Annotated in this window: 23 protein-coding genes; all 23 read right to left on the bottom strand. The window is 40.0% G+C overall.

Features of this window, described 5'->3' with window-relative positions:
• Positions 1 to 36: 36 nt before the first annotated feature.
• Positions 37 to 2,073, bottom strand: a complete 2,037-nt coding sequence (gene glyS, locus QM843_RS06960) for a glycine--tRNA ligase subunit beta (protein ID WP_414304648.1) — start codon at positions 2,071 to 2,073, stop codon at positions 37 to 39.
• Positions 2,074 to 2,284: 211 nt separating this feature from the next.
• Positions 2,285 to 3,202: a glycine--tRNA ligase subunit alpha gene (glyQ, locus tag QM843_RS06955; protein WP_414304647.1), complete on the bottom strand. Its 918-nt coding sequence runs from the start codon at positions 3,200 to 3,202 to the stop codon at positions 2,285 to 2,287.
• 209 nt (positions 3,203 to 3,411) lie between these two features.
• Positions 3,412 to 3,783, bottom strand: coding sequence for a GFA family protein (locus tag QM843_RS06950; RefSeq protein ID WP_029172794.1), 372 nt, complete (start codon positions 3,781 to 3,783; stop codon positions 3,412 to 3,414).
• Between the two features lie 269 nt (positions 3,784 to 4,052).
• Complete coding sequence (locus tag QM843_RS06945) at positions 4,053 to 4,895, bottom strand: aldo/keto reductase (RefSeq protein WP_261102111.1); 843 nt, start codon at positions 4,893 to 4,895, stop codon at positions 4,053 to 4,055.
• Positions 4,896 to 4,971: 76 nt separating this feature from the next.
• The gene (gene pgdA, locus QM843_RS06940; protein ID WP_414304646.1) at positions 4,972 to 6,363 is read right to left on the bottom strand and encodes a peptidoglycan-N-acetylglucosamine deacetylase PgdA; all 1,392 of its coding nucleotides are present in this window, start codon (positions 6,361 to 6,363) and stop codon (positions 4,972 to 4,974) included.
• An 87-nt stretch (positions 6,364 to 6,450) separates the two neighbouring features.
• Positions 6,451 to 7,641 (bottom strand): methionine adenosyltransferase, encoded by a 1,191-nt coding sequence (gene metK / locus QM843_RS06935; RefSeq protein ID WP_414304645.1) that lies wholly within the window; start codon positions 7,639 to 7,641, stop codon positions 6,451 to 6,453.
• 214 nt (positions 7,642 to 7,855) lie between these two features.
• Positions 7,856 to 9,199 carry a DEAD/DEAH box helicase gene (locus tag QM843_RS06930; RefSeq protein ID WP_414304644.1) on the bottom strand — a complete coding sequence of 448 codons (1,344 nt, stop codon included), beginning with the start codon at positions 9,197 to 9,199 and terminating at the stop codon, positions 7,856 to 7,858.
• Between the two features lie 140 nt (positions 9,200 to 9,339).
• Positions 9,340 to 10,155, bottom strand: a complete 816-nt coding sequence (locus QM843_RS06925) for an endonuclease/exonuclease/phosphatase family protein (protein ID WP_261057038.1) — start codon at positions 10,153 to 10,155, stop codon at positions 9,340 to 9,342.
• 51 nt (positions 10,156 to 10,206) lie between these two features.
• Positions 10,207 to 12,387 (bottom strand): PTS transporter subunit IIBC, encoded by a 2,181-nt coding sequence (locus tag QM843_RS06920; protein WP_261117292.1) that lies wholly within the window; start codon positions 12,385 to 12,387, stop codon positions 10,207 to 10,209.
• A gap of 184 nt (positions 12,388 to 12,571) precedes the next feature.
• Positions 12,572 to 13,498, bottom strand: coding sequence for a permease-like cell division protein FtsX (gene ftsX, locus QM843_RS06915; protein WP_000625545.1), 927 nt, complete (start codon positions 13,496 to 13,498; stop codon positions 12,572 to 12,574).
• On the bottom strand, positions 13,491 to 14,183 hold the full coding sequence (gene ftsE / locus QM843_RS06910; RefSeq protein WP_120718873.1) for a cell division ATP-binding protein FtsE: 693 nt from the start codon (positions 14,181 to 14,183) through the stop codon (positions 13,491 to 13,493). Before ftsE ends, ftsX begins: the two co-directional genes overlap by 8 nt.
• 17 nt (positions 14,184 to 14,200) lie before the next feature.
• A protein-coding gene (gene prfB / locus QM843_RS06905) for a peptide chain release factor 2 (protein WP_142359004.1) occupies positions 14,201 to 15,296 on the bottom strand; the annotation gives its coding sequence in 2 pieces (ribosomal slippage) (positions 14,201 to 15,223 and positions 15,225 to 15,296; 1,095 coding nt in all).
• A 108-nt stretch (positions 15,297 to 15,404) separates the two neighbouring features.
• On the bottom strand, positions 15,405 to 16,061 hold the full coding sequence (locus QM843_RS06900; RefSeq protein WP_004256822.1) for a CBS domain-containing protein: 657 nt from the start codon (positions 16,059 to 16,061) through the stop codon (positions 15,405 to 15,407).
• 357 nt (positions 16,062 to 16,418) lie between these two features.
• The gene (locus QM843_RS06895; protein WP_000062200.1) at positions 16,419 to 17,129 is read right to left on the bottom strand and encodes an ABC transporter ATP-binding protein; all 711 of its coding nucleotides are present in this window, start codon (positions 17,127 to 17,129) and stop codon (positions 16,419 to 16,421) included.
• The gene (locus tag QM843_RS06890) at positions 17,129 to 17,893 is read right to left on the bottom strand and encodes an ABC transporter ATP-binding protein (protein ID WP_001185997.1); all 765 of its coding nucleotides are present in this window, start codon (positions 17,891 to 17,893) and stop codon (positions 17,129 to 17,131) included. The genes QM843_RS06895 and QM843_RS06890 overlap by 1 nt, the downstream gene beginning before the upstream one ends.
• Positions 17,893 to 18,849, bottom strand: coding sequence for a branched-chain amino acid ABC transporter permease (locus QM843_RS06885; RefSeq protein ID WP_004256818.1), 957 nt, complete (start codon positions 18,847 to 18,849; stop codon positions 17,893 to 17,895). Before QM843_RS06885 ends, QM843_RS06890 begins: the two co-directional genes overlap by 1 nt.
• Before the next feature lie 3 nt (positions 18,850 to 18,852).
• Positions 18,853 to 19,722 carry a branched-chain amino acid ABC transporter permease gene (locus QM843_RS06880; RefSeq protein WP_000941427.1) on the bottom strand — a complete coding sequence of 290 codons (870 nt, stop codon included), beginning with the start codon at positions 19,720 to 19,722 and terminating at the stop codon, positions 18,853 to 18,855.
• Positions 19,723 to 19,942: 220 nt separating this feature from the next.
• A complete protein-coding gene (locus tag QM843_RS06875; protein ID WP_000726116.1) occupies positions 19,943 to 21,103 on the bottom strand; it encodes an ABC transporter substrate-binding protein in 1,161 nt (386 codons plus the stop codon).
• A gap of 77 nt (positions 21,104 to 21,180) precedes the next feature.
• Positions 21,181 to 21,456, bottom strand: a complete 276-nt coding sequence (locus QM843_RS06870; protein ID WP_000462122.1) for a YlbG family protein — start codon at positions 21,454 to 21,456, stop codon at positions 21,181 to 21,183.
• 78 nt (positions 21,457 to 21,534) lie between these two features.
• Positions 21,535 to 22,125 (bottom strand): ATP-dependent Clp protease proteolytic subunit ClpP, encoded by a 591-nt coding sequence (gene clpP / locus QM843_RS06865; RefSeq protein WP_000613475.1) that lies wholly within the window; start codon positions 22,123 to 22,125, stop codon positions 21,535 to 21,537.
• A 173-nt stretch (positions 22,126 to 22,298) separates the two neighbouring features.
• Positions 22,299 to 22,928, bottom strand: coding sequence for a uracil phosphoribosyltransferase (gene upp / locus QM843_RS06860; protein ID WP_000515974.1), 630 nt, complete (start codon positions 22,926 to 22,928; stop codon positions 22,299 to 22,301).
• A gap of 88 nt (positions 22,929 to 23,016) precedes the next feature.
• A complete protein-coding gene (locus QM843_RS06855; protein ID WP_084863095.1) occupies positions 23,017 to 23,484 on the bottom strand; it encodes a deoxycytidylate deaminase in 468 nt (155 codons plus the stop codon).
• 18 nt (positions 23,485 to 23,502) lie between these two features.
• Entirely contained in the window at positions 23,503 to 24,060 is a 558-nt protein-coding gene (locus QM843_RS06850) for a TetR/AcrR family transcriptional regulator (RefSeq protein ID WP_414304643.1), read from the bottom strand.
• Positions 24,061 to 24,120: the final 60 nt, after the last annotated feature.

Below are 24,120 nucleotides of genomic sequence, written 5' to 3'. Positions count from 1 at the left end.
CTCCTTTATGATAGGATTTAATCCGTTTAACAGATTTTATTTGGTATTGATTTGGTTAAAACGTGCAAGTTTAGCTGCTTTTTGAGTTAAATGAGACAAGATTGCCAAACGATTTTGACGGACTGCTTCATTTTCAGCCATAACCATGGTATTCTCAAAGAATGCATCAATGACTGGGCTAAGAGCAAAGAGTTGTTTCAATTGCTGACTGGCAGATCCTGATAAAATAAGTGATTCTACTGCTTCCGCCAAAGCTTTTTCTTGGTCATTTTCAAAAAGTGCTGAATCAACTGTTGCAACTCCTTCTACCTTTTCAGCCAAGTTAAAGGCACGAGAAAGTGATTCAACAGATGGTTTGAAGTCTTCTTCCTTGCTTGCTTCTACGAGAGCACTTGCTGCTTCCAACATATCCGCCACAACAAAGTTTGATCCTGCAAGAACGGCTTCCTTGATATCTTTTGGAGTAGAACCCATCATCTTATCAACACGAGCCTTGATAAAATCCATAACCTCTGCCTTATTTTCATAAGTCAAGCTATCAAATTTCAATGCATAAAGGCTATCTATCAGCTCGTCCATAGCAATGTGCCAACCAAAGGCATCCAAGATACGAACAACACCTTGGGTCGCACGACGAAGGGCATAAGGGTCATTAGAACCTGATGGAATCAAGCCTACTGAGAAGAAACTCAAAATCGTATCCAATTTGTCTGCAATGGCTAGAATGGCTCCAACCTTGCTCTCTGGAAGTTCTCCTTCAGCTGAAGTAGGCATGTAGTGTTCACGAATAGCAGCTGCCACCGCTGGAGTTTCACCAGCAAGAAGGGCATATTTCTCACCCATAATTCCTTGGAGCTCGTCAAATTCGCCAACCATACCTGTCAACAAGTCAAACTTGTAAATGGCTGCTGCACGAGCTAAGTCAATCGTTTCATCCGCTGACAAACCAGCTTTTTCTGCCAAGAGAATAGCAATCTGCCCCGTACGAATCATGTGTTCACGAAGGGAACCAATCTTCTCATGGAAGGTGACATTGTTTAATTTTTCAACAAGATCTGAAATCACCAATTTTTGGTCTTCACGCCAGAAGAATTCTCCGTCTTCTAAGCGAGCTACTAAGACTTTTTCATTTCCTTTAATGACATTTTCCAAATACTCTGCGTTTCCGTTACGAACAGAAATGAAGTTTGGCAATAGTTTACCGTCTTGATCACGAACAACAAAGTAACGTTGGTGTTCTTTCATTGAAGTCACCAAAACTTCTTCTGGAACTTCAAGGTATTTGGCATCAAAACTTCCCATAAAGGCAGTTGGGTATTCAACCAAGTTCAAGACTTCATTAAGCAAATCAGCATCAATTTCGATACGTACACCATGCTCAGTTTCGATTGCTTTGATTTGGTCAACAATCATTTGCTCACGTTCACGAGGATCCGCGATTACAAACTGCTTACGAAGGTCTTCTTCGTAGCTCAATGCTGACTGAATTTTGGTTTCTTTCCCCAAGAAACGATGACCACGGCTGACACGATCACCCTTAATATCAAGAAAATCCAAGTCAAACTCTTCTTCATCTAAAAGAACAGTTAAAGTGTGAACAGGGCGGATGTATTCAAAGGTGTTGTTAGCCCAGTGCATGCTGACAGGGAAAGTCAAGGACTTCAAGACATCCACAACACCTGGAACAATGGCTTCAACTGCTTGACCAATTTCTTCCTTAGTGACATAGACATATTCTTCACCCTTAATTTCACGGAATTCGATATCTTCAACAGTCAAGCCTTTTCCACGGACAAATCCTTGAGCTGCTTTTGTGAAGTTCCCATCACTATCCAAGGCAATTTTCTTTGCTGGCCCCTTAAAATCTTCAGTCAAATCAGACTGTTTATCTGCAAGACCAGTCACACGAACAGCTAAACGACGTGGTGTCGAGAAGGTTTGAATAGCTTCAAAAGACAGGCGATTTTCCTTGAGGAAGGCTGCCATTTTTTCGCCTAGTTGTTTTTCACTTGGTGTGACAACATAGGCTGGTAATTCTTCAAGACCGAGTTCTACTAATAAGTTTTTTGTCATGTTTTTTCTCCGAAAATTATCTTTTTATTTTCCAGTTTGCCTTATGTGATTGGCACGCAAGCAACCAACTTCGTTGTTTCATTGCTAAAATTGGAGCCAAAAGTCTCCAATTTTGCCTAGTATCCTTAGCTTCACTAAGGATACATTCATCACTGCGGCAACTGGTTCAGGGCTCACACTGTTCGCCCATTTTCGTAATTTGTCACTTTCTTTATTCTGCGTCTTCTGCTAAGAATTTAGCTCGTGTTACTTCATCTAAAAGTGGGTAGCCTAGGCGTTTGCGTTCTGCAACAAAGGTTTTGGCTACGACACGGGCCAAATTACGGATACGGGCGATATAGCCTGCACGCTCTGTTACAGATACGGCACCACGCGCGTCAAGCAGGTTAAAGGTGTGTGAACATTTGAGAACATAGTCATAGGCAGGGTGTACCAAGCCTTCTTGTAATGCACGGCCAGCCTCTTTTTCAAACTTATCAAAGTTTTCAAGCAACATCTCTTGGTCCGAAATTTCAAATGAATATTTTGAATGCTCGTACTCAGGCTGGATAAAGATTTCTCCGTATTTTACACCATCAGCCCATTCGATATCATAGACAGAGTCAACCTCTTGGATATAAGAAGCCAAGCGTTCCAAACCATAAGTAACTTCAGCAGTCACAGGGCCAGTCGCCAATCCACCGACTTGTTGGAAATAAGTAAACTGAGTGATTTCCATCCCGTCAAGCCAAACTTCCCAACCAAGACCAGCTGAACCAGTTGATGGATTTTCCCAGTTATCCTCAACGAAACGAATATCGTGTTCCAAAGGATTGATACCCAATTTTTCCAAAGACTCAAGGTAAAGCTCTTGAATATTTGATGGAGAAGGTTTCATAACTACTTGGAATTGGTGGTGTTGGTAAAGACGGTTAGGGTTTTCCCCGTAGCGACCGTCAGCAGGACGGCGTGATGGCTCTACATAAGCCGCATTCCATGGCTCAGGACCAATAGCACGAAGGAAAGTGTAAGGACTCATGGTTCCCGCACCTTTTTCGTTGTCATAGGCCTGCATAAGCATACAACCTTGGTCATTCCAAAATTGTTGCAAAGTCAAAATAATTTCTTGAAATGTTAATTTTTTAGACATTGTTTACTCCTTTTTATATAAATTACTTGCGACACGAGTCTGCCTCGTCGATCATACGAGGCAAGACGAGTTAGTACTGCGTCTAGCTCAGGCACTCTAGTACTGAGCGTGGGGCAGTCCGACTATAAGGAGGTTTCTGCCACTGACGCAGTGGAAAGTCAATTTTTTAGACATTATTTACTCCTTTTATTTATATTATCTTTTTAAATTTATTTATCAAGCAACCAAGAAAAAGCTGGGTCCTGAAAAATATGACGTTTGGGAACAGTTTGTAAATTCTGATCGCATTCATCTATTGTTCCTAATTTCAAAGCACAAACTTCTGGTATATTTTCTTGAGTAGTAAAAATTTGACTGTGACAGTTCTGGCAGTAATAACGCTGTTTTCCTGGAGAAGAACTATAGGTAACCAACTTCTCTTTTCCATACAATACCAGATTTTTGCTGCTAACTTTAGCATTAACTGTATAGGCTGACGCAGTTACTTTCCGACAGAATGAGCAATGGCAAAAAACTATTTCCGACAATTCTTCATCTAAAGTGTAGGTGACTGCTTTACATAAACAAGATCCTTTAAGCATGATACTCCTTTCCACTTAGGTATTAGACGAAATTCAAAAAGAACCGAATTTCAACACCCAAGCCTCGCGACTAGGGGCGTCAGAAACGCGGTTCCACCCTAATTTATTACTTCATTGTTTTTGAAAATACTACAGAAAGCGCCAGTTCTTTATTTTGCCCTACTTGGCTCCCACTATCCCAAGCTCGCTTGAAGAACGCCATAAGACTTTCTTTCCTGCAGACTATTATATCAAAAATCAGAAGAATGTACAATTCTTTTTATGATTTTCTAGAAATCCATATCATCAACTCGTGGAGCACCCGACTGAACAGCTATCGTTTTTAAGGTTTCTCGCTCCTCATGACTCAGTTCAATTCCGAAACAATCAAGATTAGACTGAATACGAGACGCAGTGACAGATTTTGGAAGTGGTAAAAATCCTTCTGCTAAGCTCCAAGCCAAGGCTATCTGGGCAACCGATTTTTCGTGATTTGCTGCGATTTCTTGGACTTTCTTACTATCAAATAATTCTCCCTGACCAAAAGGCCCCCAAGCTTCCAATAAAATTCCTTTTTCTCGACAGTAAGCTACGACTTCCTCTTGATACACACCTGGAGCCAAACGAACTTGATTGACCGCTGGAAGAATTTTTGCTGTTTCAAGCAAGGCATCCAAATGCTTGGGAAGGAAATTACTAACTCCGATAGCACGGATTTTACCTTCATTATAGAGATCTTCCATAGCTCTCCAAACTTCCGCATTTCGAGTTTTCCATTGGTCATTCTCTCTGAGAGGTTTTGGGTTCGGCCAATGAATCAAATACAGATCCAAATATTCCAATCCCAGCTTCTCTAAAGACTCTTCAAAAGCCTGACGAGCTTGCTCATAGTTGTGATTTGTATTCCAAAGTTTACTTGTTACAAAAATTTCCTCCCTAGGAATGCCACTATCTTGAATAGCACGACCAACGCTTTCTTCATTTTTATAGATAGTTGCCGTATCGATATGGCGATATCCTGCCTTTAAAGCCTCTAAAACTGCTTGGTAAGCAATCTCTCCATTTTCAGCTTTCCAGGTTCCAAATCCTAGAACTGGAATTGTAATTCCATTATTTAAAGTATAAGATTTCATTTTTTTCCTTTCTAAACTAGAAGAAAATCCAAAGAGGCAAATTTTCAAGGAAAACTTTCTCTTTAGATTTTGTGTATTATTGATTGCGATCGTAATAGAGCTGATGAGCTTTGAGACGGGAATCTAACAAATCTGGAATTGTCACAAAGTCATAACCCTGACCTTTCAAATAGTCAATGACCTTTGGTAAAGCATTCACTGTTTCAGTATGGATATCATGCATGAGAATAATTGAACCATTCTTGACTTCACGCTGAATTTCTGTCAAAATAGATGCTTCATTTTTATTCTTCCAGTCCAGACTATCTACATCCCACATAATAAAGCTCAAATCTAAGCTATTGCGAATGTCGTCTGTAATGGCTCCATAAGGCGGACGCATGAGTTTGGAACTAGAACCCAACACTTTAGTTAGCGCATCCTCAGTATCAGTAATTTGTTTTTTAGCTTCATCAAGGGAAAGTTTTGAAAGCACTGGATGACTCCAACTATGGTTTCCAATAACATGGCCATCCGATTTCATACGTTTCAAAATCTCTTCATTTCCAGAAACATTCTTACCTAGCACAAAGAAAGTTGCCTTGATACCATACTTAGAAAGAGTATCTAATGCTTGATTTGTCGTTGCAGGATTTGGTCCATCATCAAAAGTCAAGGCTACTACTTTACGATTTTTCTTTTCATAATAAGCCTTATATAGCTCTGCATCCTTATCTAATAAATAAGAGGACTGAATAACTTCAAAGAAACTAGATACTGGCAAGGCAATCTCGTCTAGATTTTCAACTGACTGACTTGGATAAAGGATAATCTGACTATCCTTGTAATCAAAATTCCATACAGACAAGTCTTGGTCAGAGAAGCCTTTAACAACTTGATCAATCTTTTCTTGCTCCAGTTTCTTATCCTGTAAAAAAGAAGTCAGCTCTTTTATCAGTTTCTCTTTGGCCTTACTAGCATCTGAAAATAATTGATCAAGTGTGAAAGGTTTACCATCTTCTGTCAAATGTACTTTTGCCAGACTAGTTTTTTCAGTCTCTTCAACTTTTGACGAAGTTAAATCATAGACTTGTTTCATCACACTTCGGTTGACAATCCCTTTTAAAGTCGAATCCTGTTTCTCCGTATAATAAAAAACCAGATTTTCCTTGTCTTCCAGATTTTCCTTAATATCCTGTGTCATGATTTCTTTTACAGATGAAATGACTTGCTCCCCTTGGAGAGGATAATAGGCAATTACTTCTGCTTGTCCCTTACGAAAATGATCTTTCTGATTTCCCTCACTCAATTGATCATCTTTCTCTTTTTTGAGAGATTCAATTCTTTGTTCAAAACTTTGCTTTGTATATACTTTGTATCCAATCATTGAACCAAGGACGCAAATACTTACCGAAAAGATAGCTACCAGGGCTATTAAACCGATTCTCTTTTTATCGTGCTCAACACGTTTTGCTCTACTTTTATCCATAGAGATATCATATCAAATTCAAGCTATAATTTCAATTATTTTAGAGGAAATAGTATATTAAAAAGAGGGGAACTCCCTCTTAAAATCTTATTTTACTGCTTCTTTCAAAGCATCTACCTTGTCCAAACGTTCCCATGGAAGGTCAATATCTGTACGTCCCATGTGTCCATAAGCCGCTGTTTGACGGTAAATTGGACGCTTGAGGTCCAGCATTTGGATAATTCCTGCAGGGCGAAGGTCAAAGATTTGACGAGCTGCTTTTTCAAGCTTGCTTTCAGCTACTGTTCCTGTACCAAAGGTATCAATACGGACAGAAACAGGCTGGGCAACACCGATAGCATAGGCCAATTGAACTTCTGCCTTCTTAGCCAAACCTGCTGCAACAATATTCTTGGCAATATATCGAGCCGCATATGACGCAGAACGGTCCACCTTAGTCGCATCTTTACCAGAGAAGGCACCACCACCATGACGAGAGTAGCCACCATAAGTATCTACGATGATTTTACGACCAGTCAAACCTGAGTCCCCTTGAGGCCCACCGATTACAAAACGACCAGTAGGATTGATGAAGAATTTTGTTTGCTCATCCAAGTAAGAGGCTGGAATAACCTCTTTGATAACCTTGTTAATGACATCATTGTGAATTTGCTCGTTGCTGACTTCTGGATCGTGCTGAGTTGAAATTACAACTGTGTCCACACGTACTGGACGGTCATTTTCATCATACTCAACTGTAACTTGTGATTTAGCATCTGGACGAAGATAGCTAATTTCCCCAGACTTACGAAGTTCTGCCAGACGACGAACCAACTTATGACTGAGTGAGATTGGCAATGGTATGAGCTCTTCTGTTTCATCCACTGCAAATCCAAACATGAGCCCTTGGTCACCAGCGCCAATCAAGTCAAGCGGATCTTGGTCTGCATTCCCACGAACCTCCAAGGCTTCGTTAACACCTTGGGCAATGTCAGGAGATTGTTCCACCAAAGATGGATGGACTCCCACTGTCTCAGCAGAAAAACCATATTCTGTATTGGTGTAGCCAATCTCTGCAATGGTATCACGAACCACACGGTTAATATCCACATAGGCATTTGTAGATATTTCACCAAAAACATGGACGGAACCAGTGTATACAGCTGTCTCAGCAGCAACGTGCGCTTCTGGATCTTTGGCTAAAATAGCATCCAAAATCGCATCTGAAATTTGGTCTGCAATCTTATCTGGATGCCCCTCAGATACAGATTCAGACGTGAATAATTTACGTTCTGACATAAAAATGTCCCCCCTTAAAAATAGTGTTATAGAGTTACAAAGTACTGATAGGAAATTTCTTAGTGCTGAATACCTACCATCTTATCGGGACTATATAACTCTTCCATTATACCATTTTTAGGCTCAATTTGCAGTCTTTAATGTAGTGTTTCTGTATAGATAGTTCGTTCTCATAAATAAAAAAAGTTGGAGGTCAGTACTCCAACAATTACTATTAAAATGTTTGACGTTTTGCTTTACGCTCTGCACGGCCACGAGCACGATTTTCAGCGCGTTTGGTTTTGCGGCGTTTTTCATCAACCGCCCATTTAATTTTCTTCTTATAACCCGGTTTGACTTTTTTCTTTTTCTTTTTAACCAAACCAATCATTTCGATATCAAGTTTATCTTGTTTTTTCTCACGGTTGGCACGACGATCACGGTCATAAGTATCTTGAAATTCCCCGTCTTTGACCATCTTAGGAGTAAACTTGATTCCCAATTTCTCCAACTCACGGATATCCGAGTCATCACTTGGCTGGTAAAGGGTAATAGCTGTACCTGGTAGGCCATTGCGTCCGGTACGACCAACACGGTGCACAAAGAAGGATAAATCTTGCGGAATGGCGTCATTGATAATATGACTAACACCTTCAATATCAATCCCACGCGCCGCCAAGTCTGTTGCGACAATATACTCAAAATCAAGATTTTTTACCTGATTCATGATTCGCTTACGTTCACGAGGGGCAATATCTCCATGAATCTTCGCTACCTTCAATCCTTGAGCAGTTAAATATGAATGCAATTCATCAGCACGTGTCTTAGTGTTAACAAAAATCATTGCCAAATACGGTTGCATCAACTGAGTCAATTGATAAATTTGAGCATTCTTGTCACGTCCCTTGGTAGAAATCAACCAATTATCAATAGTGTCAGAAATGACCGTTTTGGTCTTTATTTTCTCCATAACAGGATTTGACAAGTATTTTTTCAAGAATGGTTGTAATTTTTGTGGAATAGTCGCTGAGAAGACCATGAATTGCAAGTCTTTTGGAAGGCTGCCAGCAATCTTATCAACAGTTTCCAAGAATCCCATATCCAAGGTCATGTCTGCCTCATCGACCACAAAGGTCCTAGCCTTGTGAATAGCCAGGTCACCGGATTTAACCAAGTCGTAGATACGGCCTGGTGTTCCGATAACAATATGAGGCTGATTGCTTGCCAATTTCTCAATCTGGCGAGCCTTATCCGTACCACCCACATAATTAACCACACGAACTTCCACTTCTGAGTGGGCTGCAATCTGACGAGCTGCTTGGTAAATTTGAGTAGCTAATTCACGGCTCGGTGCAGTAATGACTGCTTGAACACTATCGCTGGCTTCATCTAATTGCTGGAAAATCGGTAACAAGAAAGTGTGAGTCTTACCTGAACCTGTTTTTGATTCACCGACTAGGTCACGACCTGCCAAAACAATGGGAATCAACTTATCTTGTACCTCTGTTGGAGTTGTAAATTTTAACTCCTCCAAGGCTTCCACTATATAATTTTTAAATTGAAATTTCGTAAATGACATAATATCCTCGATTCTATCTATCTTATCAATTATACCACATTTTATTCCATTTCAGTAGTCTCACTTATAGAGCTTACTGTCAGTAGCTTATCTAGTCAGAAAAAGGCTGGAACTTCATGATTCCAACCCATTTTCAGTTATTATTTCCAGTTTAAAATAGCATTCAAGCCATAGTGATCACTCACTTGTGGACTCTCGTGACCATCAAGTACGACATGTAAATTTTCCACCGTTAACTCTTTGGTAGTAAAAACATAATCGATTCGAAGGGGTTCTGTGTTCCCCTTCCAGCCATCAATTTCTGGTGGAACCGTATAGCTACCACTTTTCTCTTTAGCAACTTCAAAGGCGTCTTGTAAGCCTAATGGACTAGCTAAAATAGCTTGGTAGCCTTCCTGTCCAGCTGGGTTGTTAAAATCTCCAGCAAGCAAAAGCGGCTTGTTTAATTCTTTCAAGACAACTTCAAATCGTGCCCATTCTTCTTGGAAACCTTTATCCCACCAAGAAAGGTGGACACTGGCAACTGCAAGCTCCTTACCATCAACTACAGTTTCAGCCAGGGCAACACGACGAGTATGATAGTCTGTTGGATCATCCACATCTGAAACCAAAATTTCTCTGGCTTCAATAGGTGTTTTAGACAAGATAGCCACACCTTCGTGGTAGCGATCATAACCGATATGGTTATAGGCCCAAGTCCAGTAGTAATTTTTCCCTTGCTCAGACAACTTTTCAACCAAAAGTCTAACATAGTGATCTTGGTGAATAGGCTCAGCTGCTGGCAAAGCTTGATAAAGGTCATTAACCTCCACCTCTGGCGAAGTGAGCTCCTGATTGATTTCTTGGAAACAAATCAAATCATAGTCCTTTTCAAGAATATCCTGAAGCAAAATCTGGAATTTTTCCTCTGCTTCTTTCTCCATCCAACTGTGAGTATTGAGTGTTAAAAATTTCATTCTTTTCTCCCAAAATAAGAGGTTGGAATACAGCTTCCAACCTCAAGTATATTACAATTCTACTTTAGCAACTGCTGTTTTAGCTGCAAGAGAACCTGTTTTTTCTAATTTAACTGATTTAATAACGTCACCATTTGTGAAGACAACTACTGTTGAAGTTTCACGACCTGCTACACGGATAGCGTCCAAGTCAGCAGTAACAAGTAAGTCACCTGCTACAACTTTTTGTCCTTCAGCAACATGAACTGTAAATGGTTTTCCTTCAAGACTTACTGTGTCCAAACCAATGTGAACAAGTACTTCAAGACCTGCTTCAGTCACAAGACCAAGAGCATGTTTTGTAGGGAAGATGCTTGATACAGTACCTGAAACTGGAGATACAATGTTTCCGTTTGCAGGTTCAACAGCAAATCCGTCACCCATCATTTTTTGAGCAAACACTGGATCTTTTACTTGTTCCAAGGCAACAACTTGACCATCAGCTACTGAGTATACTTCCTCAGTAATACCTTTATAGTGAACTGTGTTTTGTTGTGCTTCTGTCATTTGACTTGGAAGAGTTTCAGGAATAACTTCACCTGAATCAAGGATATCTTGGATATCAGATTTCAATACGTCTGCTTTTGGACCGTAGATAGCTTGAACTCCTTGTCCTTTCATGACAAGACCCATAGCTCCTTCTGCTTTCCATTGTTCTGCATCACCGACTTTGTCAGCGTCTTTTACAGTTACACGAAGACGAGTCATACATGCGTCTACATCAACGATGTTTGCACGTCCACCAAGAAGGTTGATAATGTTTACAGCTTGAGAACCAGCTGCAACTTTCACTTCGCTGCTAGCTTCTTCTGAACCTTCAGCAGTTTCGTAGTTTCCGTTACGCCCTGGAGTTGCGTAGTTGAATTTTTGAATCATGAAGTTTGCGATAAAGTACATGATTACAGCAAAGAGAACAGTTACCCAAACGAAGTTAACGATATCCATACCTATACCAGCGCTAATCGCAATAGGTGTACGAGTCAAGAACTCGATTGAACCAAATGAGTGCATACGTAGGTTCACGACGTCAGCCATAGCGAAGGCCGCACCTTGAACAAGTGAGTAAACAAGATACATAGGTGTTGCGATGAACATGAACATGTATTCGATTGGTTCAGTAACCCCTGTCAAGAATGTTGCAAGAGCTGTCGCAATCATCATACCTTTGTATTTGTGTTTCTTATCAGCATCAACATTACGATAGATAGCCACAATCACACCCATCAAGATACCGAATGAACCGATCATTTGTCCAACTTTGAAACGTGCTGGGTGAACAGTATCTAACAAGTGTTGGTATTGAGTAGCATCAGTACCTTTAAGGTTTACAAGGTCTGTTACCCATGCAAGCCAAAGTGGATCTTGACCAAATACTTGAGTACCTTTAGCTGCACCTGTCAAAATCTCATAAGTACCACCAAGAGCTGTATAGTTCATTGGGATTGTCAACATGTGGTGAAGACCAAATGGCAAGAGCAAACGTTCCAATGTACCATACAAGAATGGTGCAAGGATTGGAGCAGTTTCTTGTGAGTTAGCAATCCAGATACCAAAGCTATTGATACCTGTTTGAACTACTGGCCAGAATGCAGCAAGTACGATTGCAGCAATTACTGAACGAAGAATAACTACAAACGGTACAAAACGTTTTCCGTTAAAGAATGAAAGTGCATCAGGAAGTTTACGGAAATTGTAGTATTTGTTGTAAGCAGTTGCCCCTACAAAACCTGAGATAATCCCTACGAATACACCCATGTTCAAGGCTGGAGCTTCAAGAACACTGATAAAGTAATCAGCAACTTTGATTGAACCACCGAATAGAGTAGTTACCATAGCATCTGGATTTTTTAACATATCTCCTGATACACCAAAGATTGTACCAGTGATACGGTTAATCAAGATGAAGGCAAGACCAGCGGCGAAAGCACCACCAGCACGTTCTTTAGCCCAGCTACCTCCAATGGCTAGGGCAAACAAAATGTGAAGGTTACCGATAACCCCCCAACCAATTTGCTCAAGAATTCCACCAGTGATTACAAGTGGTGCAAAGGTTGGGTTAATCATCACGATAGACTTACCGATTGAAATCATCAAACCAGCAGCCGGCATAACCGCGATAACCACCATCAAAGCCTTACCGAATTTTTGCCAAAACTCGAAAGACAAGACATTTTTGAATGTATCTTTCATCATTCAAATCTCCTTTATTTTTATTTAGGCAAACGTTTTACGAAAACGTTTGCACCTTTTATGATTTAATTATACCACTTTAATTTTTTTTGTAAAGGCTTTTACAAAAAAAAGGAGACTTTTTTCTAAAATTTTTGTAGTAAAAAAGGAGATATTAAAATCTCCTCAAATATAATTCTATTTTATTTTAGATTTTCAGGAATCGGCGCATTGAAATTCCTGATCCGATTGAACCGATAAAAATTCCAATCACAAATAATAGAGCAATCATAAGTGGACTGAATACCTCTGGTGATATCATTGAAAGGTTCTGACCAACCAATGACTTATTAACCGATTGGTAAACCATTTTATAGACAATAAATACCAGAACTGACGGAAGAGTTGCTCCAAGCAAACCAATGAAGGCACCTTCAAGCAAGAAAGGTCCACGGATATAGCCGTTCTTAGCACCTACTAAACGCATGATTTGAATTTCACGGCTTCGTGAAATAATGGTGATACGAATAGTATTAGAAATCAAGAACACCGCAATGAAAATCAATAATCCCGCGATAACTAGTCCCCAGACACGAATAAATGAGGCTAACTTAAACAAGCGTTCTGTATTAGCACCACCATCTTGAACTTCTGATACACCTTCAATTTTCTTAGCCTCTTCTGCTACTGTCTTTACATCGCTTGGCGTGTTGGTATCAACAATATATGCATCATAGAGTGGATTGGCATCCCCTTCAAAGATTTTCCAGTTGTCCCCCATTGTTTCGGTCAACTTTTCATATTGTTCTTCTTTACTTGAAAAGGTAACACTTTTAACAGTTGACATACCTTTCAAAGCATCGTATACCTTATGGTAGTCATTATTGGTAACGGTTTGACCTTCTTTTTCAATGGTCTCACTATTGTCAGCTACGTCCTTACGAATATATACCATTACTCGGACATTGTTTTCAATATCTGTAGCGAGTTTAGCCGTATTAAAGATAACAGATGCAAATATTGCAACTAAAGTCAAAGTAATCATAACCGAACTGACAGCTGCTACTGTCATCCAGCCATTTCGTTTCAAACTTTTTAATGATTCAAATAAATGACGAAAAAATCTACTAATCATCGTATCCATATTCTCCTTTAGCTTCGTCACGAACGACACGGCCATTTTCAATGGCAATGACACGGTGGCGCAAGGTATTTACAATCTGACTATTGTGGGTAGCCATCAAGACAGTTGTACCTTGGAGATTGATGCGTTCCAATAAATTCATAATTTCCCATGAATTATCCGGATCCAAATTTCCTGTTGGCTCGTCCGCAATCAATACTTTTGGATTGTTTACAATGGCACGCGCAATCGCTATACGCTGTTGTTCTCCCCCCGAAAGTTCATTTGGAAAAGAACGAACCTTATGCTTCAATCCAACCAAGTCTAAAACTTCCATAACACGTTTTTTGATGTTACGACGGCTCTCACCGATTACTTCCATTGCATAGGCAATATTTTCATAAACAGTTTTCTTTGGCAAGAGTTTGTAATCCTGAAAGACTACCCCGACACTACGACGTAGAAGTGGGACATCTTTCTTCTTAATTTTAACCAGATTAAAACCAGCAACAGATAAGCTTCCTTTTTCGATTTTTACTTCGCGGTACAAAGCTCTAATAAATGTTGACTTCCCAGCTCCTGACGGACCTACGATATAGGCAAATTCCCCGGGTTCAACAGTGACTGAGACACCTCGCAAAGCTGTCGTTCCGTTATCATACTTTTTGACAACATCTCTCATTTCAATGATTGACATGTGAGTTCCTTTCTATCTTAGCTGATTCGCCACTTGAGATAAGCATCGATAAAACCATCTAGGTCTCCATCCATAACCTTATCTACCTGCGCAACTTCAAAGCTAGTTCGATGATCTTTTACCATAGTATAAGGCGTGAAAACATAAGAACGGATTTGACTTCCCCATGTGATTTCCTTTTTCTCACCCTTGAGGGAATCGACTTCCGCAGCTTTCTTTTCTTGCTCCATTTGATAGAGCTTGGCCTGTAACATCTTCATAGCTCGATCTCTATTTCCATATTGGGTACGATCGACCGTTGACTGAACAACAGTTCCCGTAGGAATGTGTGTCAAACGCACCCCTGTTGAAACTTTATTGACGTTTTGTCCACCAGCACCACCTGAACGGAAGGTATCCATCTTGATATCATCTTCACGGATTTCCACTTCAATAGTATCATCCAGCTCAGGCATCACTTCTACAGATGTGAAAGAGGTATGGCGACGTTTAGCAGAGTCAAATGGTGAAATTCGCACCAAACGGTGTACCCCCATTTCTGACTTGAGAAGACCATAGGCATTAGGTCCTTCAAATGATAAGGTTACTGACTTGATACCAGCTTCATCTCCTGCTTGGTAATCCAAGACTTCTACTTTAAAGCCTTTAGCATTTCCATAGCGAGTGTACATACGAAGCAACATATCACCCCAGTCTTGAGCCTCTGTACCACCGGATCCTGGATGGATTTCCAAGATGGCATTATTATGGTCATAAGGTTCTGACAAGAGCAAGGTCATCTCGTAACTGGTCATCATCTTATCAAGTTCGGATAACTGCGTTACCAATTCTTCATGAACCGACTCATCTTCAGCTAAAAAGTCTAATAAAATTTCGACTTCATCCTGCAACTCTTCCATTTTGTGGAAGGTGTTGTATGTGTTTTTTAATTCATTTAATTCTTGCGACGTTTTTTGGGCCGCGATATTATCGTTCCAAAAATCAGGTTCTGTCATCTTGTTTTCCAAGATGGCAATCTCTTCCTCTAAACCTTCGAGGTCAAAGAGACCCCCTGAAAGAAGCTAATTTTTCACGATTTGCGTCAATTTTCTGACGAATTTCTGAAATGTCCATAAATACTCCTTTGTTGTATCGTTTTATTATACCATAATCTATCATTTCTTTCCATCTTTTGCTCTAATCCCTTATTGCACGTAAAAAGAAGCCTTTCGGCTTCCCTTCTTACAAGACTTTTGCTGAAGTACGAGTGATTTCTTCTACTTGAATATTCTCTGATTCAAATTTTTCTTTCAAGGCTGGTAAATCGATTGATCCATCGATTTGAACTTCGATAATCACCTTACCATCCTTACGCGGAATATTGACTGTATGAGAGATATTCAAATTTTCTTCTACAATCAAAGAAACAATTTTTCCAAGAACACCAACTTCATTTTCCGTAACAAAGCGCACACGAATTCCTTCTTCACCGTAACCAGCAATTTCAAGAAAGGCTTGGAAAACGTCACGGTCCGTAATAACACCATAGACTTGATGGTTATCAACAACAGGAAGAATACCAATCTTGTTTTTCAGCATCAGATAAGTTGCATCTTCTAGACTAGCATAGCCTGAGACAGTAACAACATCTCGAATCATTACATCTTTTACTTTGGTCTTATTCAGAAGATAGTTCATCTCATAGATAGAAAGACTTGTTGCTTTTGAGGGGCTAGCTTGCGCAATGGTTCCCTCAGTTACCAAACCAACTAATTGATCATTTTCGATAACAGGCAAGCGGTGCAAACCTTGCTCTCTCATCAAATCTGCTGCATGAGATACTGTTGTATCTGGACTAATATAAACTACCTTGCGGGTCATAAAATCTTTAACTGCCATGAGACTTCTCCTTTTCTATTCTTATCCCTATTATACAATCTTTTTGTAAATCTATCAAACGCTTACATTTCTTTTTCAAAATTCAGAAAAGTATGAATAAGCTAGCAAAAAGAGCTCTGAAATCGAGCTCTGTGAATGAAGGTAAAAAACGTTTCATTCGATTTTTTCAATTATTAGAAATTAACCTTTTAATGTAGATGAAGATTGCTTTGCAATCTAAATATGCCGACTAAAACAATCCACTGGATTTGATAATTGCTTCGCAATCTTCATCCGCCGACTAAAAAGGTCCCCAGACTATAATGATGATTACTTCGTAATCTTCATCTGCCGACTAAAACAATCCACTGGATTGTTTTAGCCACCTAGATATGCTTTTCTGACTTCTTCTGATGAGGCGAGTTCTTTTCCTGTTCCGGATAGGACAATTTTTCCTGTTTCCAGTACATATCCTCGGTCAGAGATTGCGAGTGCCTTATTGGCATTTTGTTCAATCAAGAGGACAGTTGTTCCTTGCTTCTGAATATCTTGAATGATATCAAAAATTTCTTGAATAAAGATTGGGGCAAGTCCCATTGATGGTTCATCTAAAAGAAGAAGTTTTGGTGTTGACATAAGAGCGCGTCCCATGGCAAGCATTTGTTGTTCTCCTCCTGAAAGAGTGGCTGCATCCTGGTTCTTCCGTTCTTCAAGACGTGGGAAACGTGAGAAAACCTTCTTCAAGTTAGCTTGATTTTCTTCACGATTTTTCTTTAAGAAAGCTCCCATTTCAAGATTTTCCATAACAGTCAAGCCAGGAAAGACGTGGCGTCCTTCTGGAACTTGTGAAAGACCACCTGCCACGATTTTCTGAGCCGGCATTTTTTGGATTTCTTGACCTAAAAATTCAATCTTTCCTGAACTCGGTCTAACCAAACCAGACAAGGTACGGAGAATGGTTGTCTTACCTGCACCATTGGCACCGATAAGGGAAACAACTTCTCCTTCATTTACTTCAAAGCTTACATCACGAACTGCTTGGATCATACCGTAATGCACAGAAAGATTATCAACTTTTAACATAGACATTAGGCTTCACCTCCTAGATAAGCTTCGATAACGCGTTTATTGGTCTTAATTTCGTCTGGAGTTCCCTGAGCAATCAAACGACCATATTCAAGTACGTAGATACGTTCTGTTACTTCCATGACCAGATTCATATCGTGTTCAATCAGCATGATCGTAATCTTAAATTCATCTTTGATACGACGAATTAACTCAGTCAATTCTGCTGTTTCCTGCGGGTTCATACCTGCTGCTGGTTCATCTAAGAAGAGAATTTTAGGTTCCGTAGCAAGAGCACGAACAATTTCCAAACGACGTTGTTGTCCATAGGCAAGGTTTTTAGCAAGAGTCTCTGCATCACCATCTAAATCAAAGATTTTCAGCAATTCCAATGCTTTAGCTTTTAATTCTTTTTCACTCTTGTAAAAAGCTGGTAAGCGTAAGAAACTAGCAAAAACATGTTGTTTGTGATGGTTGCCAAAAGCAATCAAAACATTGTCCAAAACTGTTAAATCTTTAAAGAGACGAATATTTTGGAATGTACGTCCAAGTCCCAAAGAAGCAATCTTATAAGGTGACTTCCCATTCAAAAGGTGACCATCAAGGGTAACTGTTCCCTCACTTGGTTCATAAACACCGGTCAAAAGGTTGAAAAGGGTGGTTTTACCAGCTCCATTTGGACCGATTAGTCCAACCAGTTCCCCTTCGTTCAATTCAAGAGTCACATCTCCAACAGCTGTTAGACCGCCAAAATGTTTGGTTAACTGTTTTACTTCAAGTAATGCCATTAGTTTTGTTCCTCCTTCTTAGATTTTTTAAAGAAACGTGATAGGCTCAATTCCCATGTTCCAAGGAGTCCACCTGGTCTGAAAATCATTACCAATACCAAGGCCAAAGCGTAGATAATCATACGAACGCTAGCAACATCTTGGAGAAGCATATTCAAAATTCCAAGAACAATAGCTGAAACAATGGCACCTGTAATGGAACCAAGTCCACCAAATACAACAATAATCAAAACATTGATTGAGTTGATGAAGGTGTAATCTTTCGGTACAACAGAGCCGATAAATCCTGCCTGAAGTGACCCTGCAATACTTGCAGTAATAGCACCAAAGACGAAGGCGATGATTTTAATCTTAGTCGTATTAACCCCAACTGACTCAGCAGCGATTTCATCCTCACGAACAGAGAGAGTTGAACGACCAATCGGACTACGCAAAAAGTTCAAGGTTGCAATGGTTGTAATCACGACAAAGAAGTAAACCATTTGCCAGGTTGTAAAGTTAGGAATTCCCAAGATACCTGCCGCACCATTTGTAAGGCTTCCACCATTGATGATAAAGATACGGATAATTTCAGAAACACCGAGAGTTGCTACCGCAAGGTAATCCCCCTTCAAGCGTAAGGTTGGAATTCCGACAAGCAAGGCAACTGCTCCTGAAAGCAAAGCACCTAACAGCATGGCTCCAAAGAAGGCACCGTAGGTTGGTGATTTAGAACCAATAATAGCAGCGGCATAGGCACCAATCGCCATGAAACCAGCATGACCAAGTGAAAATTGGCCTGAAAAACCAACGATTAAGTTGAGACCAACAGCCAGAATAATATTAATTCCGATTTGTTGTAAAATCTGTACATAGAATAGATTGAGTACTCCGACTGAAACCAATACACTAATCAAGCCATAGCCAGCTAACAAAAGGAGTAACCATAGAATATTAACTTTTAAATTTTCTTTCATCGTTTACACCTTCTCTTTCACATTTTTACCAAGGATACCAGCTGGGCGGACAATCAAGATCAACAACAAGATTCCATAAACAATAGCATCACGGAAGTCTGACATTCCAAAGGCTGTCGCAAAGGTTTCCAATAGACCAATCACAAAACCACCAAGAGCTGCACCAGGAATAATTCCGATACCACCAAGTACTGCGGCAACGAAAGATTTAAGACCTGGAGTAACTCCCATCAAAGGCTCAAGAGAGTTATAATAGAGGGCAATCAGAACACCAGCCGCACCCGCAAGAGCTGACCCCAAAGCGAAGGTAAAGCTGATAGTACGGTTTACATTGATCCCCATCAATTGCGCCGCATCGCTATCTACGGATACTGCACGCATGGCTTTCCCCATCTTAGTCTTTTGGACAATGACTTGTAACAAAATCATCAAAATCAAGGAAATGGCCAAAATCATTAACTGCACGTTTGTTAGGCTAACTGGTCCCAAATCATAGCGAACTGTTTGAATCGCTTGAGGGAAGGCACGGGTATTAGCACCAACCAGATAGACCATCCCATATTCCAATAGGAAAGAAACCCCAATAGCTGTAATCAAAACAGCAATACGAGTAGAGTGACGCAAAGGTCGGTAAGCAAGGAACTCAATCACGACACCAAGAATGGCTGTCGCTAACATAGCTACAATAAGAGCTACAAAGAAATTCATTTGGAAAGAATTAATCAAGAAATAACCGATAAAGGCTCCCATCATATAAATATCACCGTGGGCGAAGTTGATGAGCTTGATAATTCCGTAAACCATGGTATATCCTAGGGCTAACAGCGCATAAACACTACCTAGAATCAAACCATTTACTAGTTGTTGGAGCATAAGATTCACTCTTTCTATTTATAATTTCGAGGGTTTTCCCTCACTTTTTATAAGTTCTTATACTCAATAAAAATCAAAGAGCAAACTAGGAAACTAGCCACAGGCTGTACTTGAGTACGGCAAGGCGACGTTGACGCAGTTTGAATTTGATTTTTGAAGAGTATTAAACATCGAAACAGGGAGTGAGTCAAAGGCTCATTCCCTATTTCAACATTTTCTATTATGGTTTTACAACTTCTGCTGCTTCAACCTTACCATTGTTCATGGTCATCATGTAAGCAGTTTTGACTGTGTTGTGGTCTGCATCAAAGCTTGTTTGACCAGTTACACCTTCAAAATCTTTTGTTTTAGCAAGGTTATCCTTGATTTCACCAGAGTTTTTAGCACCTTTTGCTGCGTTTGCTACAAGGTGAACTGAATCATAAGCCAAGGCTGCAAATGTTGAAGGCTCTTCGTTGTACTTAGCACGATAAGCATCAAGGAAGGCTTTTGCTTTAGCTGAAACTTCTACAGTAGTTGAGAAACCTGAGATAAAGTAGATGTTTGATGCTTTTTCAGCAGTTGCTTGTTGTACAAACTCTTCACCGTTAAATCCATCACCACCAACGATTGGTTTGTCAATTCCCATACCACGCGCTTGGTTTACAATTTTACCAGCTTCAGTGTAGTAACCAGGAACGATGATAGCATCAAAGTCTTTCCCTTTCATTTTTGTAAGGGCTGCTTGGAAGTCTGTGTCACCTGCTACGAAAGTTTCATCTGCAACGATTTCACCTTTGTAAGCTTCACGGAAGGCTTTGGCAATACCTTTAGCATAGTCGCTGGCATTGTCAGTGTAAAGAACAACTTTCTTAGCTTGCAATTTTTCAGAAACATAGTTTGAGATAATTTTTCCTTGGAAGCTATCTTGGAATGTTCCGATAAAGAGGTAATCTTGACCTTTAGTCAATCCATCTTGAGTCGCACTTGGCGAAATCAATGGAACACCTGCTTTTGTAGCGTTAGCTACAGCAGCTGCAGTTGCACCAGATGTCGCAGGTCCTACGATTGCTGATACTTTAGATTGGGTTACAAGGTTAGTTGTTACTGAAGCCGCCTCAGCAGTTTCAGACTTATTATCTTTATCGACTACTTCGATTTGTTTTCCATCGATACCACCTGCTGCATTGATTTCATCAACGGCCAATTGGGCACCTTTTTGTTCAGATGTTCCGTAGGCTGCTACGGCACCAGTTTCCTCGAAGTTAAATCCGATTTTGATTGTCTTTTCATCTACTGAATTACCAGCAGCGTTTGACGCTCCAGACTTCACTTCTCCACAGGCTGCAAGAAGTGCTACACTTGCAAGAGCCACAAACGATAGGGCAAATTTTTTCTTCATCTTTTTTGTCTCCTTATTCTTAAATAAATAGCATGTTAAGAATATACCGAATTATCAGAAAATTGTCAACACTTTTCTTAGACTTTTTCGATGATAACGTTTTCCTCTCGATAAAGATTGCCCACAAAGGGTGTTTCCAACTCTTGGATATGACAAACTCTAACTTTTTTTATAAATTTTTCCTTGCCCAAGCGCCCGACCAATTGCTCCACTTCTTGAGTTGGAACATAAAGCTGTAAGTAACGATGTTTCTTGGAATGATAGGTAATATCTCCATAATCCTGCAGTTTTTTGGCATCACGATTATAGTAAAGATAGATAATCAAGCCAGATCGATTGACTTTTTCAAACATGATAAATCCTCTTTCTAAGAAATCTCTCCCTATTATACCAAAAAAAGCAAACCCAGTCGAGTTTGCCTTCTATCACGATTAATTCAATGAATTGTTGGCCATGATTTCATCAATAAAGCCATATTCAAGTGTTTCCTGGGCGCTCATCCAGTTATCTCGTTCTGCATCTGCATGGACTTTTTCGATTGACTGACCTGAATTTTCAGCCAAGATTTTTTCCAAAGTATTACGAGTTTTAAGCAAGTGTTCTGCAGCGATCGCCATATCAGTTTGTTGAGTACCACCACCTGTACCACCCATCGGTTGGTGGATCATATACTCTGCATTTGGAAGCATGAAACGCTTGCCTTTTGCTCCACTTGATGCGATGACAGTCCCCATAGATGCAGCCATTCCCATAACAATGGTTTGGACATCTGCCTTGATAAAGTTCATGGTATCAACGATTGCCAAACCAGCTGAAACGGAACCACCAGGTGTATTGACATAAAGGTAAATATCTTTTGTACTATCTTGGGCATCCAAGAAAAGCAACTGTGCAATAACTGAGTTAGCCATATTGTCTTCAACTGGGCCTGTCAGCATAATGATGCGGTCTTTGAGAAGACGTGAGTAAATATCGTAGGAACGTTCCCCACGGCTTGTTTGTTCAATAACTACAGGAATCATTCATTTCTCCTTTTGAGTTTTAATTTTGTTGGTCAAATGACTGAAGATAAGACTATTATAATATCTTGGTCAAAAAAGGTCAAATTTTTGCTCTGTTTTCATCAGACAGAAACAAAAATTCAACCCCCTTTCACGACTGGAAATACTTTTCCAAATCATTCTTCTTTTCGATGTTATTTTGTACCGAACAAGCGGTCTCCAGCATCTCCAAGACCTGGAACGATATATCCGTGTTCGTTCAAACGTTCATCCAAGGCTGCTGTAAAGATTTCTACATCTGGATGAGCTTCTTGAAGGGCTTTAACACCTTCTGGAGCAGATACAAGGCAGACAAATTTGATATTTGATGCGCCACGTTTTTTAAGAGAATCAACAGCCAAGATTGCTGAGCCACCTGTTGCCAACATTGGGTCTACCACAAAAATTTGACGTTGGTCAATATCTTCAGGCAATTTCACTAAGTACTCAACTGGTTGAAGCGTTTCTTCATCACGGTACATACCGATGTGGCCAACCTTAGCAGCTGGAACCAAGCTCAAGAGTCCATCAACCATCCCGATACCTGCACGCAAGATTGGAACGATGGCCAATTTCTTACCTGCCAATTGTTTTTGAACTGTTTTTGTGATTGGTGTTTCGATTTCCACATCTTCTAGTGGAAGATCACGAAGTACTTCATACCCCATCAACATTGCAATCTCATCTACTAGCTCACGAAAAGCTTTTGTAGAAGTATCTGTACGACGCAAGATTGACAATTTGTGTTGAATCAATGGATGATTAATAACTTCAATTTTTCCCATTTTTGGAATTCCTTCTTTCAATTTATTCTTCTTATTATACCAAAAAACGGTTTAAAAATCTTTCTAAACCATTTATTTTTGATAATTTTTACATTAAATCCGCCTCTTTAAGAGCTGCCTGCACTGTCTCAAGTGGTAAATGGGTTAATTCTGTTCCCTTTTCTTGATAAAGGTATTGGGCATAGTCGTCCATTCGGTACTGGTTGATATAAACCACGCGCTTACAACCAACCTGAAGCAATTGTTTTGTACAGTTTAGACATGGAAAGTGGGTCACATAGGCTGTAAAGCCTTTGGGAACCCCACGTTCTGCACCTTGGAGAATGGCATTAACCTCTGCGTGAAGAGTGCGAACACAGTGACCTTCAATGACCAGACATTCGTGATCAATACAATGCTCAGTCCCTGACACCGAACCATTATAACCAGTGGAAATAACTTTATTATCCTTTACCAGAATTGCGCCCACTTTGGCACGTTTACAAGTGGAACGATTGGCAATTAGTAGAGCTTGGGCTGCAAAATACTCATCCCATGCTAGTCTTTCTTCAGTCATATCTCTTCTCCTTTTTCTCTATTTTTTAAAAAATGGTAACCGTAAATCTGCAATCTTTTCAGCAGGTACCTTCATGCCATCCTTGATCCATTTTAGAAGGACAGAGACGATGGCCGAGCTCCAGAAGGAATGAAGATAAGAGCTGACACCTTTTGATTTCCCATGGTATTTTTCCAGAAACTCCTGCATCGTTTGGACAAAGATTTTTTCCAGATGGTAATCTAAGGCCAATTGAATCACTCTGGCTTCCTTTCTTGCTTCTCGGAAAAGATGAACCCAAACCAGATAAAGATCTGTCTTTAAATCATAATGGTGCAGTTGTTCCATGATGTTGTGGACAGTTCGTTTAAAGACGCTTTCTAAAATCTCCTCTTTGGAATCATAATTGCGATAAAAGGCCGCACGAGAAACGCCTGCACGTTTGACCAATTCAGAGATACTAATCTTGGTCAAGTCCTTTTTTTCCAAGAGCTGCAAGAGGGCTGTTTCGATGGCTTCTCTAGTTAATAAATTGGATTCTTGGTTTGATTTTCTGAGATTTTCAAGAGACTTTTCAGAGATTCTACGTTCAGACATAACATTTTCTTTCTACTTGTCACAACAGACGGATGAGGCTTTTGTTTCAAGGGCTTTCAT

The organism is Streptococcus mitis (assembly GCF_047463435.1).
GTDB classification, from domain to species: Bacteria; Bacillota; Bacilli; order Lactobacillales; family Streptococcaceae; genus Streptococcus; species Streptococcus mitis_DS.
The sequence above is the reverse complement of the archived record's forward strand: the minus strand, read 5'-3'. Positions and strand labels throughout refer to the sequence as shown.